Source organism: Nonomuraea sp. NPDC048901 (genome assembly GCF_040649695.1).
Lineage (GTDB): Bacteria > Actinomycetota > Actinomycetes > Streptosporangiales > Streptosporangiaceae > Nonomuraea.
Window position 1 is genome coordinate 1 of record NZ_JBEZFW010000019.1, and the last position, 15,462, is coordinate 15,462.

Below are 15,462 nucleotides of genomic sequence, written 5' to 3' on the forward strand. Positions count from 1 at the left end.
CTGCAGCCCGAGCAAGGCCGGCCACCTCTGCAAGGCCATCGCCGTCCTGCAAAATCACCGCGTTGCCCAAGCCGCCTGGGGATGAAAAGGGGTCAGTGGCGCTGAGCAGTTGCGGACGACCCGCTGACATCGGCGCCTTCGCCCAGTCCAGTGCGCGGGCGAAGCCCTCGGCTGGAAGCCGGGTGCGCGCCGGTAGCTGTACCACGTGGCGCCGGTAATCTTTCCACAGCTCCTGCAGTGCTTTCCTAGTTAGCGGCTCCGGCATTTGCGCGCGGTACCAGTCGGTGGCCGCGCGCACCAACGCCACTCGGTCGGCGGCCTGTTCGGAACTGCCTGGTGTCAGCGCTTCGCGCAGTTGCCTCAGGGAAACCATCAGACGGCCCATCAGCACCTCAGTCGCCGAATCGTCCACGACCGACTGCAGTACCTGGTAAGCGGGTTCGGCGCGAATCAATTCCCGCTCGCCAGGGGAGACCACTTCCAGGATGAGATGGACGGTGTGCTCGCCCAGAAAGCCCATCACATGAGAGGGAAGCCGAGCCGCGGACTCCCCGTTCGGGCCGGTAACCTCCTCAGTGTGCACGGTGGCCAAAATTCCAACCCGAGGCGGAAGCTCAGCCAGAAGCGTTTCGGTGAGCTGCCCCATATGATCCAGGCTGATCGCATCTAGCCACACCACTACCCCGGCCTGCGGTTCCACCCACCCAGTGGCCTGCTCCACCATCGCCGCTAGCGTCAACCCCTGCTCACGCTCAAACGCAGCCACCCTCCAAAGAGGCATGTGAGTCTGCGCCGCATGAGCCAACGCGTGTGTGCTGCCGGCCAGACGTTCCCCTTGTACCACCACCACCTGCCGCCCCTGCCCACCGACCAGGGCGTCCAGCGCCTCCCCTAGCACCGCGTCAACCGGCCGAGGTATGTGCGGCGCCGCCCGTTCAGGACCGGCAAAACGCGAGTCGGCGACCCCAAGCTGAGCAAGACTGATCTGCTCCAGCCGCAACGGTCGCCCATCGGCATCGGCAAGGCGCAGCCTCCCGGCCAGCTGGGGCCGACTCCTCCAACGATCCCAGACGGCAGTTCCCAGAGCTGCGGTCAGCGCTGCCGCTCCCCATCCCCAACTCCACCCGCTGTCGTCAAGCACCTGATTGCCTAAGACCGCGACCACCAGCAGCAGCACCGCGCTGCCGAATCCACCCCACCGCGCCCGACGCCCAGAAGCCATTGCAGGCCGCCCTTCCGCTCGTACCCGATTCCCCGAGCGCCCCTGCCCATTGTCCATTCCACCCGAGGCCTTGTCCTCAGGTCCTGCGCCGGCGGATCGCCGAGGCCCTTGAGGAGGATGACCCGTGAGCCCCGGAACCGTGGGCAAGCATTGGGCGGAGACACCCGCAATCGATCGGTGAGAGCTGTAGACAGCCGGACATGAAGAACCCCCGCCCCTGCGCAACAGCGCAGGTCAGGCGGGGGTTTCGCTGGTCGTGATCTGCGCGCCCTGCAGGATTCGAACCTGCGACCGTCGGATTAGAAGTCCGATGCTCTATCCAGCTGAGCTAAGGGCGCTCGAATTCGGCCTCTGACCAGCATGTCAGCCGACCAGGAGAGACGGTAGCATAATCATACGCCGATCGAACAGTATCGGATTTGGAGGGGCCATGGCACGATCCCGAAGACAGATGCCCCCTTCGCCTCCCCTGCTCGACATGGTGCCCTCCTGGGAATTGTCCCTTCAGGCGGCTGACAAGTCACCCGGAACGATCCGGAGCTACCTCGACAGCGTACGCGTCCTGGCCCGGTTTCTCTCCGAGCGCGGGTTGCCCGCGGAGGTGGAGGCGGTCGACGCCGCGAACGTACGCGCGTTTCTCGATGCCAGTACGGCCGCGACCAGTTCCGGGAACGCGCGCAAGCATTTTCGCAACCTGCGGGTGTTCTTCAACTGGCTGATCGCGGAAGAGGAGCGGATCGCGGGGACGCCCATGGATGGGATCGATCCGCCGAAGGGGGCCGGTCGGACGGTCGAGTTGCTGGCTGATCGGGAGCTTGAGGCACTACTGGAGGTGTGTTCCGGGGGGTCTTGGGTGGATCGTCGGGATACCGCGATCGTGCGGGTGCTCATGGACAATGGAATGCGGCTGTCCTGGCTGGCCGGGCTCCGGCACGGTCCTACCGGTGATCAGCGGGACAATACTCAAGCCGGGCGGACCGGGGATGTGTGGTTGGATCGGCGGCTGCTGCGGATCGTCCGTAAGGGTGACGACGCGCATCTGGTGCCGATCGGGCCGAAGGCCGCCGCGGCGATCGATCGGTATCTGCGGGCCCGTACGCGGCATCCGCACGCGGCCTCGCCCTGGCTCTGGCTTCCGGTACGCGGTATCACGGCCGAGGGCGGGGAGCGGCGGCTGACCGCGACGGGCATACAGCAGATGCTGGAACGGCGGGGTCGGGAGGCGGGGATCCCTGGGCGGCTGCATCCGCACCGGTTCCGGCAGACGATGGCCGACGACTACCTGGACAAGGGCGGCGATCCGCTCGATCTGATGCGGATCACCGGGTGGAAGAGCGTGGAGATGGTACGCCGATACCTCAGCGCCGCCGCCGAACGCCACTGAACCTCGGTGCCGCCGAACGTCACCAAACCTCGGTGCCGACTGCCCGTAGCGGACCACGAACAGCAGCACGTCAGTCAGTCCGTCAGGGCGATCACCAGCCACATGAACGCCGCCCCCGCCACCGTGGCCAGCAGCGTCGGACCCGCCGCGCGGCTGGTGGTGTGGGCCTCCGGCAGGATGTCCGACGTCGCCAAGTACAGCAGAAACCCGGCGAACATCCCCAGATACGCCCCCAGCACCCCCGCCGGAATCGCGATCAGTGACGTCAACGTAGCCCCCGTCACCGGCGCCAGAGCGTCCAGACCCAGCAGGATCAGCGCCCGGCGGCGCGCGTTCCCGTACAGGGAAGTGATCGTGTACGTGTTGAACCCGTCCGTGAAGTCGTGCGCGATGACGCCGATCGCGACCGCGACCGCGAGCGTGGTGTCGGTCTGGAAGGCGGCGCCGATCGCGGCGCCGTCGAGGAAGCTGTGGACGACGAGCGCGGCGCCGGCGACGAGGCCGACGCCCGCGTGCGAGTGGCGGTGTGAGGCGTAGTCGCCTTCGTGGGCGTCGTGCATGCCCATCGAGCGTTCGACGCTGTGAATGCCCAGGAACGCCAGCGCGAACATCAGCATCGGCACCGGCACCCCGCCCAGCTGAGCCGGGTCGCGGGAGAGCGCCTCCGGCAGCAGGTCGAACGCCACCACGCCGAGCATGACGCCGGCGGCGGCGCCGAGGACGAGGTGACGGCGTTCCCTGACGCGATGCGCGACCAGCCCGCCGAGCAGCGTCATCAGGAATGCCGCGAACGACAGCATGATCGGCATGAGGCTCCAGGCTAGGGGGCGCGTGCGCGTCACAGAGTCGCGACACGCTAAAACGCCAGGCGGGAGGGGTGTAAAAGGGTCTAAGCTTTCTCGGCATGGTCGCGACGCTCCTGCACGAGATCCCCTTGCAGGGCGGGGACGTGACAGACGGGGTGGTCCGGGTCGGTGACACCGTCCGCAGACCGGCGAGCCCGTCGACGCCCGCCGTGCACGCTCTGCTCCGCCACCTGGAAGCCGCCGGGTTCGAGGGCGCGCCGCGCGTCGTGGGCATGGACGAGCTCGGGCGCGAGATCCTCACCTATATTCCGGGTACGACCGGGCTCGGCCTGGTGACGGTCACCGACGAGGCGCTGGTACGGCTGGCCGAGCTGTTGCGCGACTTCCACGACGCGACGCGGGGCTTCCCGCTGACGCGCGGCGGATGGAAGGGCGGTTCGAACGACGACGCCGCCCCGGAGGTCATCGGCCACTGCGATTTAACCCTTCAAAACGTGATATTTCGCGACGGAAGGCCCCGGGCGCTGATCGACTTCGATCTGGCTCGGCCGACGACCCGGCTGTTCGACGTCGTCACGACGCTCAGGCACTGGGCGCCCATCGGCGACCCGGTCGACCTGGCGCCGCTCCAGCGCGGGCTGGACGTGGGGGCGCGGCTGCGCCTGTTCTGCGACGCGTACGGGGTGCCGCCGCGCGATCGCCGACGGCTGCTGGAGCTGGCCAGGCTCCGGTTCCAGCGCTCGTACACGGTCATGCGTGACCGGGCGGCGACGGGCGGGAGCTGGGCCAGGATGTGGGCGGGCGGCGCGGGCGAGCGCATCCGCCGGGCGGCCGCCTGGCTGGACAAGCACGAAGATAGGCTCCATGCGCATTTGGTCAGCTAAGTCCCATCCGGTCAACGACATCTCGCGGCCGGTGGGCATCGCGTTGGGCGTGGCGCTCGACGCCGTCATCGGTGACCCGCGCGCGGCCCACCCCGTCGCGCTGTTCGGCCGTGCCGCCACCCGGCTGGAGCAGGCCCTGTATGGCGACGCCAGGCCGAACGGCGTCGTACACGTCGCCCTCTGCGCGGGCGCGGCCACGGGCCTGGGCGTGCTCGCCGAACGCGTGGCGAACCCCGTCGCCCGTACGGCGTTGACGGCCGTCGCCACCTGGGCGGTGCTCGGCGGCACCACGCTGGCCCGCGAGGGCGCCTACCTGGCCGCGGCGCTGGAGGACGACGACCTGACCAGGGCCCGCGCCCGCCTCCCCCACCTGTGCGGCCGCGACCCCGCCGCGCTGGAGGCGCCCGAGATCGCCAGGGCCACCGTCGAGTCGCTGGCCGAGAACGCCTCCGACGCGGTCGTGGCCCCGCTCTTCTGGGGTGCCGTGGCGGGCGTGCCGGGGCTGCTGGCCTACCGGGCGATCAACACGCTGGACGCGATGATCGGCCACCACTCCCCCCGCTACGAACGTTTCGGGTGGGCGGCGGCCAGGCTCGACGACGTGGCCAATTACCTGCCGGCCCGGCTCACGGGGTTGATCACCGTACTCGTCGCCCCGAACCGGGCGCAGGCGCTGGCCGTACTGCGAAGAGATGGGCACCGCCATCCCAGCCCCAACGCGGGCAGGTGCGAGGCCGCATTCGCCGGGGCGCTCGACCTCACGCTGGGTGGCACGAACGTCTACGGCGGCAGAACCGAGCACCGGCCGACCATGGGCGACGGTCCCAAGCCCGAGCCGGCGGACGTCCGGCGCGCGGTGCGCCTCACCCGGGCGGTGAGCCTGACCGCCGCCGGAATCGCCGTGCTGGCCGCGTGGGGCCTGCGCCGCCGAGCCTGAAAGCCCCCGAGGCTATAATCTACTAAACCTACCGATTTAGTACCTAAATGTCAGGGATCCTCGTGACCAGCAAGATCGTCGGTGCGGCCCTCGCTCTCAGCCTAGCTCTCGCCGCCTGCGGCACCGGGTCGGGCGTCACCGCCAGCACCGCTCCACCAACCGCCGCGACCATCGAGATCGGCTCCCTCTACGAGCCGCAGAACCTCGACAACACCGCCGGCGGCGGCCAGGGCGTCACGGAGGCGTTCAACGGCAACGTCTACGAGGGCCTGTTCAAGCTGACCGACGACGGCAAGGTCGAGAACCTGCTCGCCGAGGGCCACAAGGTGAGCCCCGACGGCCTCACCTATACCTTCACGCTGCGCAAGGGTGTGAAGTTCCACTCCGGCAAGCCGCTGACCTCGGCCGATGTGAAGTACAGCATCGAGAAGGTCACCGCGAAGGACTCGCAGTCGGCGCGCAAGAGCGGCTTCAAGCCGGTCAAGAGCATCGAGACCCCGGACGACGCGACCGTGGTGGTGAAGCTGGCGAGCCGGTCGATCTCGCTGGTCTACAACCTCAGCTACGTGTGGATCATCAATTCGGCGGCGAAGAACCTCACCACCTCCGAAGACGGCACCGGCCCGTACAAGCTGGGTGCCTGGAAGCGCGGCTCCACGCTGAGCCTCGACCGGTTCGACGGCTACTGGGGCGCCAAGCCAGCGAACAAGGGCGTCGTGTTCCACTACTTCACCGACGCGACCGCGCTGAACAACGCGCTGCTCACCAACGCCGTCGACATCGTCACCAGCGAGCAGAGCCCGGACGCCCTCGCGCAGTTCAAGGACAACAAGGATTACCGGGTCAGCGACGGTCATTCCACGACCAAGCTGCTGCTGGCCTTCAACGACCGGAAGGCGCCGTTCGACAAGCCGCTGGTGCGCAAGGCCGTCACCTCGGCCATCGACAATGCCAAGCTGCTGGAGTCGATCTGGGCGGGTTACGGCAGCCTGATCGGCTCGATGGTGCCGCCGACCGACCCGTGGTACGAGGACCTGACCAAGGTCAACCCGTACGACGTGAACCTGGCGAAGAAGGAGCTGGCCGAGGCCGGTTACGCCAAGGGCTTCGCCTTCACGCTCGACACGCCCAACTACGACCCGCACCCCACGGCGGCGGCGTTCATCAAGAGCGAGCTGGCAAAGGTCGGCATCACGGTCACGATCAACGTCATCACCGCCGACGAGTGGTACTCGAAGGTGTACAAGAACCGCGACTTCGCCGCCACCCTCCAGGAGCACGTCAACGACAGGGACGTGGTCTGGTATGGCGACCCCGACTTCTACTGGGGCTACGACAACCCGCAGGTCACCAAGTGGGTCACTGAGGCCGAGCAGGCCGAGACCACCGAGGCGCAGACCGAACTGCTGAAGAAGGTCAACCGGCAGATCGCCGAGGACGCGGCGAGCGACTGGCTCTACCTCTATCCGCAGATCGTGGTGGCGTCGTCGGACCTGTCGGGCTACCCGATCAACGGCCTGAACTCGCAGTTCTACGTCTACGGCATCAAGAAGGGCTGATGGCGCGCTACCTGCTGCGCCGGACGGCCTTCCTGCTGGGCTCGCTGCTGCTGGCGGCGACGCTGCTGTTCCTGCTGCTCCGGCTGCTGCCCGGCGATCCGGCCAACTCGCTGCTGTCCGTCGGGGCCACGCCGGAGCAGATCGCGGCGGCCCGGCACCAGATCGGGTCGGACCGGCCGTTGCCCGAGCAGTTCGGCTCCTGGCTGGGCGGGCTGGCCCGGTTCGACCTGGGCACCTCGTTCGTCAGCACGCTGCCCGTGGGGCAGGAGATCGCCTCCCGGCTGGTGGTGACGGTGCCGCTGACACTGCTGTCGTTCCTGCTGGCGGTGGTGGTCGCGGTGCCGGTCGGCTTCCTGGCCGCCTACCGGGCGGACCGCTGGTACGGGCCGCTGCTGAACGGGGTGTCGCAGCTCGGCATCGCGGTACCGGTCTTCTGGATCGGGATGCTGCTGGTCACGGTGTTCGCGTTGCGGCTGCGGGTGCTGCCGGCTGGTGGGTTCCCCCGGCACGAGTGGAAGGACCCGGCCGCCGCGCTGACCTCGCTGGCCCTGCCCGTGGTGACGATCGCGCTGGTCATGTCGGCCTCGCTGATCCGCTACGTCCGCTCGGCCACGGTGGACGTGCTCGGCGCCGACTATCTGCGTACGGCCAGGGCGCTCGGCTCGTCCTTCGTCGGCGCGATGTGGCGGCACGGGCTGCGCAACGCGGCCGTCCCGGTCATCTCGATCCTCGGCATCGAGCTGGCCACCACGTTCCTCGGCGCGGTGGTGGTGGAGAGTGTGTTCGCGCTGCCGGGGCTGGGCGGGATGCTGGTGAAGGGCATCGCCGAGCACGACTATCCGGTCATCCAGGGCGTTCTGGTGGTCAGCACCTTCGCGGTGCTGGTGATCGGGTTCGCCGCCGACCTGGTACAGCGGCTCGTCGATCCCCGGCTCCGCGCCCACCTCGCCGGAGGCAGGCCATGAGGAGCGGGAGACCGGCCGTGAGGAGCGAGGGCGGGGCGTGAAGAGGTCGCCGACGTTCCTGATCGGCTGTGTGCTGGTGGCGCTGGTGTGCGCGGTCGCCGTGGTCTCGCTGTTCTGGCTGCCGTACGACCCGTCCGACACCTCGGGCGGCCGGCTCGTCCCGCCCGGGGGCGCGCACTGGCTCGGCACCGACAAGCTCGGCCGCGACCTGCTCAGCCGGCTCATGGTCGGCGCGCGCATCGCGCTGACGGTCGGCTTCGGCTCCGTGCTGGTCGGCGGCGTGCTCGGGGTGGCCGCCGGGCTGCTGGCCGGGTTCGCGACCCGGTGGCTGGACGACACGATCTCCGCCGTGCTCGACATCCTCATCGCCTTCCCCACGCTGCTGCTGGCCATGCTGGTGGTCGCGGTACGCCAGGCGTCACTGGGCTCGGCCGTGCTGGCGATCGGGCTGGCGATGTCGGCGATCGTCGCGCGGCTGACGCGGGTGCTGGTCAAGCGGGTGCTCGCCCAGGACTACATCACGGCCTCCCGTACCTCGGGCACATCGTGGCCGCGCGTCGTGACCGAGCACGTGCTGCCGAACATCTGGCCGACGCTGCTGGTCAACCTGGCCCTGCAGCTCGGTCTGGCCGTACTGGCCGAGGCGTCCCTGTCCTACCTCGGCCTCGGCCCGCCGCCGCCGAACGCCTCATGGGGACGGCTGCTGCAGGAGGCTCAGGCCACCGTGCTCACCGCGCCGACCGGCGCCATCGCGCCGGGCGTGCTGCTCGTGGTGCTCGTCGTGGGCGTGAACCTGGTCGCCGACGGCTTCAGAGACCTGGCCGACCCGACCCGCCGGAGGAGCCGATGAGCCTGCTGGACGTCCATGACCTCACGGTACGGCGGGCGGACGGTCGCGAGCTGGTCACCGGCGTGTCCTTCACCGTGGGCACCGGCGACCGGCTCGGCCTGATCGGCGAGTCCGGCTCCGGCAAGTCGCTGACCGCGCTGGCCGTCATGGGCCTGCTCCCGGCCGGCATGACCGCGCACGGCAGTGCCGTACTGGACGGCACGGAGATCGTCGGCGCACGTGACGGCGAGCTCGACGGGGTACGCGGCCGGGCGGCGGCCGTCGTCTTCCAGGAGCCGCTCACGGCGCTCGATCCGCTGATGCGCGTCGGTCACCAGCTCGCCGAGCCGCTCCGCCGCCATCAGCGGCTACGCGGCGGCCCGCTGCGCGCCGCGGTCATGGCGGCCTTGGCCGAGGTACGGCTCGACGAGCGCGTGGCGCGGGCGTACCCGCACGAGATCTCCGGGGGCCAGCGGCAACGGGTGGCCATCGCCATGGCCCTGGCCTGCCGGCCGAAGCTGCTGATCGCCGACGAACCGACCACGGCCTTGGACGTCACCGTCCAGGCCGAGGTGCTGACGCTGCTCGACGGGCTGGTCGGGAGCCGGGGGATGGCGTTGCTGTTCATCAGTCACGACCTGGCCGTCGTGGCGGGGGTCACGGACCGGATCGTGGTGCTGAAGGAGGGGGTGGCGGTCGAGTCGGGCAGCGTGCGCGACATCGTGTACGAGCCTGGCCACGCGTACACCCGCTCGCTGGTGGCCAGCGCGTGGGAGCTGGAAGGCGAGCTGGATCGGATGGCGCCATGAACCCCGATGAAGCCGGATCCGGGGGCGGCGTAGTGCTGGAGGCGCGCGACGTGGGGTTCGCCTACCGGAAGGCGGCCCCCGTACTCAGCGACGTGTCGGTCGCCGTCTCCCCCGGGCGCAGCCTGGCCCTGGTCGGCGAGTCCGGCGCGGGCAAGACGACGCTGCTGCGGCTGCTGCTCGGCCTGGCCAGACCGAGCAGCGGCCGGATCCTGTTCGACGGCAGGGAGCCCACTGGCCGCGAGTTCCGGCGGAACGTGCAGCCCGTGTTCCAGGACCCGTACTCGTCCCTCGATCCCCGGCAGCGCGTGGGCCGGATCGTCTCCGAGCCGCTGCGCTCGCTGAGACTGCTCGGCTCACGCGACGAGGCGGGGGACCGGGTGGCCGAGGCGCTGCGGGCGGTCGGACTGCCCGCCGACGCGGCGCGCCGCTACCCGCACGAGTTCTCGGGCGGGCAGCGGCAGCGCATCGCGATCGCCAGGGCCATCGTCTGCGAGCCGAAGGTGCTGCTCGCCGACGAACCGGTCAGCGCGCTGGACGTCTCGACCCGGGTACGCGTCGTCGAACTGCTGGCCGAGCTGGGTGAGAGCCGGGGCATGGCCGTGGTGATGGTCTCGCACGACCTGACCGTGGTGGCGGCCCTCTGCCGGGACACGGCGGTGCTCGAACGCGGACGCGTCGTCGAGCAGGGCCCCACCCCGGCCGTACTCGGCTCCCCCGCCCACCCGTACACGCGCAAGCTCCTCGACAGCGTGCCCCGGCTCAGTCGCGCGGCAGGAGCAGGAGAAGGGCGGGCAGCCCGGCCAGAGCGGCCATGAGGACGGCGGTCAGCGTGAGGTTCCCGCCGGCCAGGAGCGGGGCCACGGCGGCGGCGCCGACCGGCGGTGTGGCCTGCATGAGCGTACGAAGCACGCTGAACGTGCGGCCGCGCAGAGCGGGCGGGATCAGCTCCATGCGCAGCGACTGGGCCCAGACGGTCATCACCACGCCCGCCGCCCCGATCAGCAGGAACCCGGCCGCGAGCACCCACCGGTCGGGTACGGCCAGCAGCGCCAGGAATCCGGCCGCCGCCACGAGCTGCGCCAGCCCGATCGCCCGCATCCGGCTGACGTTCGGCTTCCACGATCCGGCCAGGAACCCGCCCACCAGCTCGCCCACCGACAGGGCGCTCAGCAGCAGTGCCAGCGTGGCCGGGCCGCCGGGCAACCGATCCTTGGCCAGCCACGGCCCGGCGACCAGCACCAGGGCGCCCTCGGCGATGTTGAACGCCATGAACGCCAGCGTCGTACGCACCAGCGCCCGATCGCGCAGCAGGTGGCCGAGGCGCGGCCGGCCCGTCTCCGGCGTCACGTGCGGCCGCAGCGGCGTGCGGACCAGCAGCGCGGCCACGGCGAAGCACAGATAGCTGGCCGCGTCGAGAGCGAGAACGTTCGCCGCGCCGATGGCGTCGATCATCGTCCCGGCCAGGGCGTAGCCCACGATTCCGGACACGGCGTACGCCAGGGACTCCAGCGCGTTGGCCTTGTCGAGCGCGTCCGGCTCGACAAGATCCGGGATGGCGGCGGGCACACCGGCCATGGGCACCATCTTGAGCAGGCCGTGCAGGGCCGCCACGACGAACGGCAGCCACCCCGGCACGCCGCCCAGCGCGGCCGTCAGCGGCACGGTGGCCACCGCGACGCCCCTGATCAGGCTGTCGGCGGCCAGCACGTGCCGCTTGTCGAAGCGGTCGAGCAGCGGGCCCACCGCCAGCCCGCCGGCCAGCACCGGCGCGGTGTAGCAGGCGGCCAGCAGACTGAGCGCGCCGACGCCGCCCGGCCCGTTGAGCACCAGCCAGGACAGGGCCACGAGCGTCATGCCGTCGCCGACCAGCGAAATGGACGAGCCGATCCACAGCCTGCGGAAGTCCCGCGCGGCCAGAACGGTGAGTGTCATGCCGCGGCCCACAGGTGGTGCAGGGCGTAGGAGCGCCATGGGCGCCAGCTCGCGGGCGCCTGCCGTACCTGCTGGGTGGGCAGGAAGACGTCGGGGTCGGCGAGCGCGCGCATGCGGATGTAGGCGGCGGTCCGCTCATCCACGCCGGGTACGGCGCGCAGCTGCCGCTCGGCCTCGTCCCGATCGGCGCCCGGATCGAGCGTGAGCCGCCCGGTGACCAGCGCCTCGGCGATCGGGACGACGTCGGCCAGTGCCGCCATCGGCGGGAACAGGTGGGTCACGGCCCCGGCCGGGCTGCCCAGCGGCTCGCCGAAGCGCTCGACCAGTTCCGCCAGCTCCTTCCCCGGCCCGCACATCGCGCGTACGGCCAGCTCAGCCGGGTCTACATGGCCCGGCGCGCGCAGCCCCGGACGGGCCGTGACCAGCGGGGCGAGCACCGGGTCCGCGCCGAGCACCTCCTCGATCTCGCGCGGGTCGGCGTCGAGGTCGAGCAATACCCGGCACCGCCGCACGGCGACGGCGAGGTCCCTGACGTCCGCCAGCAGCAGCTCGCACCGCATGTGATCGCCGCCGTCCGTCACGCCCACCACGGCTGTCCCGTACGGCAGGCGCAGCGACCTTCGGTAGAACCCGGCCCCGCCCTCCTCGACGCCGGGCACCGCCCGCGCGGCCAGGTAGGTGAACAGCGCCTCCGCGTCCAGCGGCGGCCGGTAGGCCAGCCGCACCTCGACCCGGACAGCCCGCGACCCTTCCACGAACCCCCGCTCAGTCGCGGGGTGCCCGGAGGCACGGGACCGCAGCTCGGTCGGCGTCAGCCCGTACAGCTGCCTGATCGTCTGGTTGAACTGCCTGATGCTCGCGAACCCCGCCGCGAACGCCACCTCCCCCGCCCCCAACCCCGTCGACTCCAGCAGGACCCGCGCGGTCTGCGCCCGCTGCGCTCTGGCCAGCGCCTGCGGCCCGGCGCCCAGCTCGGCCAGCAGGAGCCGGTGCAGCTGCCGCTCGCTGTAGCCGAGCCGGGCGGCCAGCCCAGAGACGCCCTCCCGGTCCACCAGCCCGTCGGCGATCAGCCGTATCGCCCGGCCGGCCACGTCGGCCCGCAGGTTCCAGTCGGGCGAGCCGGGCGCCGCGTCGGGACGGCAGCGCTTGCAGGCCCGGTGGCCCGCCTGCTGGGCGGCCGCGGCTGAGGGGTAGAGCCGCAGGTTCTCCGGCTTGGGCATGGCCGCCGGGCAGCTCGGCCGGCAGTAGACGCCCGTGGTGACGACCCCGACGAAGAACCGCCCGTCGAAGCGCCGATCGCGGCTCCTGAGCACCGCGTACAGATTGTCCGCATCCATCACCCGACCCACTGTGACGTGGCCCGGAGCGCGGCGGCTAGCCACGATCGGACGTCAACGACAGTGCTACAGAAGCCCGGTACGGCGGGCCAGGGCCGCCGCCTCGACCCGGGAGGCCACGCCGAGCTTGGCCATGATGTTGGACACATGCACGCCCGAGGTCCTGGCCGAGATGAACAGCCGCTCGGCGATCTGCCTGTTGCTCAGCCCCTCGGCCACCAGCTCCAGCACCTCCAGCTCCCGCGCCGACAGCCCCGGCTCGGCCGTCAGGCGTACCCGGCCGCTGGCCGCGGCCGCCTCGACCTCCTGCCGCAGTGGCGCCGAGCCCAGCCGCTCGGCGATGGCGGCGGCCTCACGCAGCAGCTCGCGTGCCGACTCCGGATCCTGCTCGGCCGCCCTGACCAGGGCTTGTCCCAGCGCGTACGGCTGGCCGACCGTCCGCCAGGCGGCCACGGCGGCCGCCCACGAGCCCCCGCACTCGGCCTCGAACGTCGCCTGGTACGCCTCCTGGACCCGCCCCGTCGTCGCCATGCCCGCGGGCGCCTGGCGCACCCGGCCCGTACGCGCGGCGATCACGAGCAGCGGCCACGCGTAGCGGCGGCTGAGCGTCAGGTCGTGCGCGGACAGCACGTGGTCGGCCAGCCGCCCGGCCCGCTCCACGTCACCGGCGGCGACGGCGAGCCTGCCTTCGAGCAGATCGGGCTCCAGGCACGAGTCGTAGCCGCGCGAGCGCCCGCGCATCAGGGGCCTGGCCCGATCCAGAACGTCGGCCGCCTCCTCCAGCGCGCCCTCCCAGACCGCGACCGTACCGAGCACCATCAGCAGCCAGGCCCGGTGGATCGGCGGCGGGTCGAGCGCCAGGGCCGCGTCGATGACCTCGCGCGCCTCCTTCCAGCGGCCGAGGGAGGCCAGGGGTTCGGCCAGGTTCGCGGCGATGTGGGCGCCGCGCGAGCGGGCCATGCCCAGGCGCTTGGCCTGTGCCATGCCCCGGCGCGCGACCGCCTCCGCCTTGGCGTGCTCGCCCGCCGCCTCCAGCACGTCGGCCTCGCCGGCGTACGCGGCCAGCACCGTGTCGTCATCGGGAGCGGCGGCCCGCGCCTCGGCGTGCAGTCGCGACGCGGCCGCCAGGTCGCCTTCGAGCGCGGTGAGCGCGGCCAGCGTGACCAGGGATCTGGAGTCGCCGAGCGCCAGCGCGTCCTCGGCATGGGCACGGGCCTCGGCGTCCTGGCCGTTCCAGGCCAGCGTGTTGGCCAGGGCGCCGATCAGCCGGGCCTCGCGCGGCGCCAGCCGGATCGCCTCACGGAGGTCAGCCAACCCTTCCTCGCCGAGCAGATCGCGGATCGCCACCCGCAGCTCCAGCAGGTGGGCGGCCCGCAGCGGGTCGCGTACCTCGTCGAGCGCCCGGCTCGCGAGCTCCTCGGCCCGCTCGGCGTCACCCGCGTGCAGCGCGTCCTTGGCGGCCAGCTCCAGCACCGCCGCGTGATCCATACCGCGATCGGGCGGGTCGAACCGACCCACGCCGCCACCAGGCGAATCGGACCGATCCCACGGTTCCATGCCGCCGTCAGGCAGGTCGGACTGATCCCACAGTTCCAGTACGCGCTCCCACCGGCCCGCCCGCCAGGCCGCCTCGAAGGCGCGGCGCCGGTCGCCCGCCGCGTACCAGTGGTCGGCGGCCAGCTCGGGCCGCGCCTCGGCGCAGCGGGTGTGCAGCCGGATACGCTCCCCCGGCAGCAGGTCGTCGTAGACGGCGTCCCGGATCAACGTGTGCCTGAACACGTAGCCGTCCCCGTCCACCAGCAGCAGCCGAGCCCGTACGACCGGCCGCAGCGCCTCGTCGAGCGCCAGGTCGTCCAGCCCCGCCACGGCCCGCAGCACCTCGTGCGGCGTCCGGCTCCCTCCGTACGAGGGCGACACCGACGACGACACGGCGGCGATCCGCAGCACGTCCAGACTGGCCCGGCCGAGCCGCTCGGCTCCGGCGAGCAGCAGCTCGCGCAGCGACGCGGGCGTGGTGGCGGTGCCCGCGTCGGCCAGCGCCTCCACGAACAGCGGGTTGCCCTCACTACGCGCCACGATCCGGTCGATGTCGGCCTGCTCACCCTCGCTGCCGCCGAGCATGCGCGCCACCTCGTCTCGGCCCAGTGGCGGGACCTTGAGTACCTCGGCCATGGGCAGGCGCAGCGGCTCGCGCGAGGTCGCGATCACTAGCACACCGGGTCGCGTCAGGTTGCGCAGCAGGAAGGCCAGCAGGTCGCGGCTGGCCTGGTCGGCCCAGTGCAGATCTTCCAGTACGAGGACGACGGGCCGCCGCTCGGCCGCCCGCTCGACCAGCAACAGCACCTCCTCGAACAGTCGGGCCCGCCCCAGCTCCGGGTGTTCCTCCAGCTCGCCGAGCTCGGGCAGCAGCCGAGCCAGCCCGTTCCGGCCGCCGCCGGGAACGAGCCCGGCACCGTACTCCCGGACCAGACGGCGCAGCACCGGCACGAACACCGCATACGGCACACCGCCCTGAACGCCATGGACGCCCGCCTGAACGCCATGCACACCGGCCTGAACGCCGTGCGCCGCCGCCGTCTGAAGGGCCGTCCCCGGGTCGGCGCCGCCCTCGGCCACCAGCGCGTCGACGCCGCGCGTGAACTCGCGTACCAGGGCCGATTTGCCGATGCCCGCCTCTCCCACGACGAGCACCGCGCCCGGTGTGCGCTCCAGGGCGGCCGCCAATGCGGCGAGCTGCTTCTGACGTCCGACGAACACAGCACCATTATGAAGAGGGGGCTACGCATCATGCCGGATGT

Annotated in this window: 13 protein-coding genes and 1 tRNA gene; 8 read left to right on the plus strand and 6 right to left on the minus strand. The window is 71.4% G+C overall.

The features are described from left to right. A partial coding sequence (locus AB0C30_RS45315) for a hypothetical protein (protein ID WP_357955879.1) occupies nt 1–1,177 on the minus strand: 1,177 nt, incomplete at its 3' end. 309 nt (nt 1,178–1,486) lie between these two features. After that, a tRNA-Arg gene (locus AB0C30_RS45320) sits at nt 1,487–1,560 on the minus strand. Between the two features lie 92 nt (nt 1,561–1,652). Here AB0C30_RS45320 and AB0C30_RS45325 point away from each other — a divergent pair. Next, nucleotides 1,653–2,606 carry a tyrosine-type recombinase/integrase gene (locus tag AB0C30_RS45325; RefSeq protein ID WP_357955881.1) on the plus strand — a complete coding sequence of 318 codons (954 nt, stop codon included), beginning with the start codon at nt 1,653–1,655 and terminating at the stop codon, nt 2,604–2,606. 74 nt (nt 2,607–2,680) lie between these two features. On the opposite strand, the gene AB0C30_RS45330 is transcribed toward AB0C30_RS45325, so the two are convergent. Further along, nucleotides 2,681–3,415, minus strand: coding sequence for a ZIP family metal transporter (locus AB0C30_RS45330; protein ID WP_357955883.1), 735 nt, complete (start codon nt 3,413–3,415; stop codon nt 2,681–2,683). Nucleotides 3,416–3,510: 95 nt separating this feature from the next. Between AB0C30_RS45330 and AB0C30_RS45335 the strand changes: the two genes are divergently transcribed. From AB0C30_RS45335 to AB0C30_RS45365, 7 genes are read left to right on the plus strand one after another with little or no spacing between them, the layout of a single operon-like run. Beyond that, nucleotides 3,511–4,296 carry a phosphotransferase gene (locus AB0C30_RS45335; RefSeq protein WP_357955885.1) on the plus strand — a complete coding sequence of 262 codons (786 nt, stop codon included), beginning with the start codon at nt 3,511–3,513 and terminating at the stop codon, nt 4,294–4,296. Continuing rightward, nucleotides 4,277–5,233 carry a cobalamin biosynthesis protein gene (locus AB0C30_RS45340; protein ID WP_357955887.1) on the plus strand — a complete coding sequence of 319 codons (957 nt, stop codon included), beginning with the start codon at nt 4,277–4,279 and terminating at the stop codon, nt 5,231–5,233. The genes AB0C30_RS45335 and AB0C30_RS45340 overlap by 20 nt, the downstream gene beginning before the upstream one ends. 47 nt (nt 5,234–5,280) lie before the next feature. After that, the gene (locus AB0C30_RS45345) at nt 5,281–6,792 is read left to right on the plus strand and encodes an ABC transporter substrate-binding protein (RefSeq protein ID WP_357955889.1); all 1,512 of its coding nucleotides are present in this window, start codon (nt 5,281–5,283) and stop codon (nt 6,790–6,792) included. Next, entirely contained in the window at nt 6,792–7,757 is a 966-nt protein-coding gene (locus tag AB0C30_RS45350) for an ABC transporter permease (RefSeq protein ID WP_357955892.1), read from the plus strand. Before AB0C30_RS45345 ends, AB0C30_RS45350 begins: the two co-directional genes overlap by 1 nt. A gap of 37 nt (nt 7,758–7,794) precedes the next feature. Beyond that, nucleotides 7,795–8,607, plus strand: a complete 813-nt coding sequence (locus tag AB0C30_RS45355; protein WP_357955894.1) for an ABC transporter permease — start codon at nt 7,795–7,797, stop codon at nt 8,605–8,607. Beyond that, complete coding sequence (locus AB0C30_RS45360; RefSeq protein WP_357955896.1) at nt 8,604–9,395, plus strand: ABC transporter ATP-binding protein; 792 nt, start codon at nt 8,604–8,606, stop codon at nt 9,393–9,395. Before AB0C30_RS45355 ends, AB0C30_RS45360 begins: the two co-directional genes overlap by 4 nt. Next, the gene (locus AB0C30_RS45365; RefSeq protein WP_357955898.1) at nt 9,392–10,210 is read left to right on the plus strand and encodes an ABC transporter ATP-binding protein; all 819 of its coding nucleotides are present in this window, start codon (nt 9,392–9,394) and stop codon (nt 10,208–10,210) included. The genes AB0C30_RS45360 and AB0C30_RS45365 overlap by 4 nt, the downstream gene beginning before the upstream one ends. On the opposite strand, the gene AB0C30_RS45370 is transcribed toward AB0C30_RS45365, so the two are convergent. The 3 genes from AB0C30_RS45370 to AB0C30_RS45380 all read right to left on the minus strand — a co-directional run bounded on the left by AB0C30_RS45370 (nt 10,155) and on the right by AB0C30_RS45380 (nt 15,421). Next, on the minus strand, nt 10,155–11,327 hold the full coding sequence (locus AB0C30_RS45370; protein WP_357955900.1) for an MFS transporter: 1,173 nt from the start codon (nt 11,325–11,327) through the stop codon (nt 10,155–10,157). The two genes, AB0C30_RS45365 and AB0C30_RS45370, sit on opposite strands and share 56 nt — an antisense overlap. Continuing rightward, nucleotides 11,324–12,664: an AlkA N-terminal domain-containing protein gene (locus AB0C30_RS45375; RefSeq protein WP_357956318.1), complete on the minus strand. Its 1,341-nt coding sequence runs from the start codon at nt 12,662–12,664 to the stop codon at nt 11,324–11,326. Before AB0C30_RS45375 ends, AB0C30_RS45370 begins: the two co-directional genes overlap by 4 nt. Before the next feature lie 66 nt (nt 12,665–12,730). Next, a complete protein-coding gene (locus AB0C30_RS45380; RefSeq protein WP_357955902.1) occupies nt 12,731–15,421 on the minus strand; it encodes an AAA family ATPase in 2,691 nt (896 codons plus the stop codon). Nucleotides 15,422–15,462: the final 41 nt, after the last annotated feature.

Coding starts and splice junctions, on each gene's coding strand:
- AB0C30_RS45325 (WP_357955881.1), top strand. CDS start 1,653: ATGGCACGATCCCGAAGACAGATGCCCCCTTCGCCTCCCCTGCTCGAC.
- AB0C30_RS45330 (WP_357955883.1), bottom strand. CDS start 3,415: ATGCCGATCATGCTGTCGTTCGCGGCATTCCTGATGACGCTGCTCGGC.
- AB0C30_RS45335 (WP_357955885.1), top strand. CDS start 3,511: ATGGTCGCGACGCTCCTGCACGAGATCCCCTTGCAGGGCGGGGACGTG.
- AB0C30_RS45340 (WP_357955887.1), top strand. CDS start 4,277: ATGCGCATTTGGTCAGCTAAGTCCCATCCGGTCAACGACATCTCGCGG.
- AB0C30_RS45345 (WP_357955889.1), top strand. CDS start 5,281: ATGTCAGGGATCCTCGTGACCAGCAAGATCGTCGGTGCGGCCCTCGCT.
- AB0C30_RS45350 (WP_357955892.1), top strand. CDS start 6,792: ATGGCGCGCTACCTGCTGCGCCGGACGGCCTTCCTGCTGGGCTCGCTG.
- AB0C30_RS45360 (WP_357955896.1), top strand. CDS start 8,604: ATGAGCCTGCTGGACGTCCATGACCTCACGGTACGGCGGGCGGACGGT.
- AB0C30_RS45365 (WP_357955898.1), top strand. CDS start 9,392: ATGAACCCCGATGAAGCCGGATCCGGGGGCGGCGTAGTGCTGGAGGCG.
- AB0C30_RS45370 (WP_357955900.1), bottom strand. CDS start 11,327: ATGACACTCACCGTTCTGGCCGCGCGGGACTTCCGCAGGCTGTGGATC.
- AB0C30_RS45375 (WP_357956318.1), bottom strand. CDS start 12,664: ATGGATGCGGACAATCTGTACGCGGTGCTCAGGAGCCGCGATCGGCGC.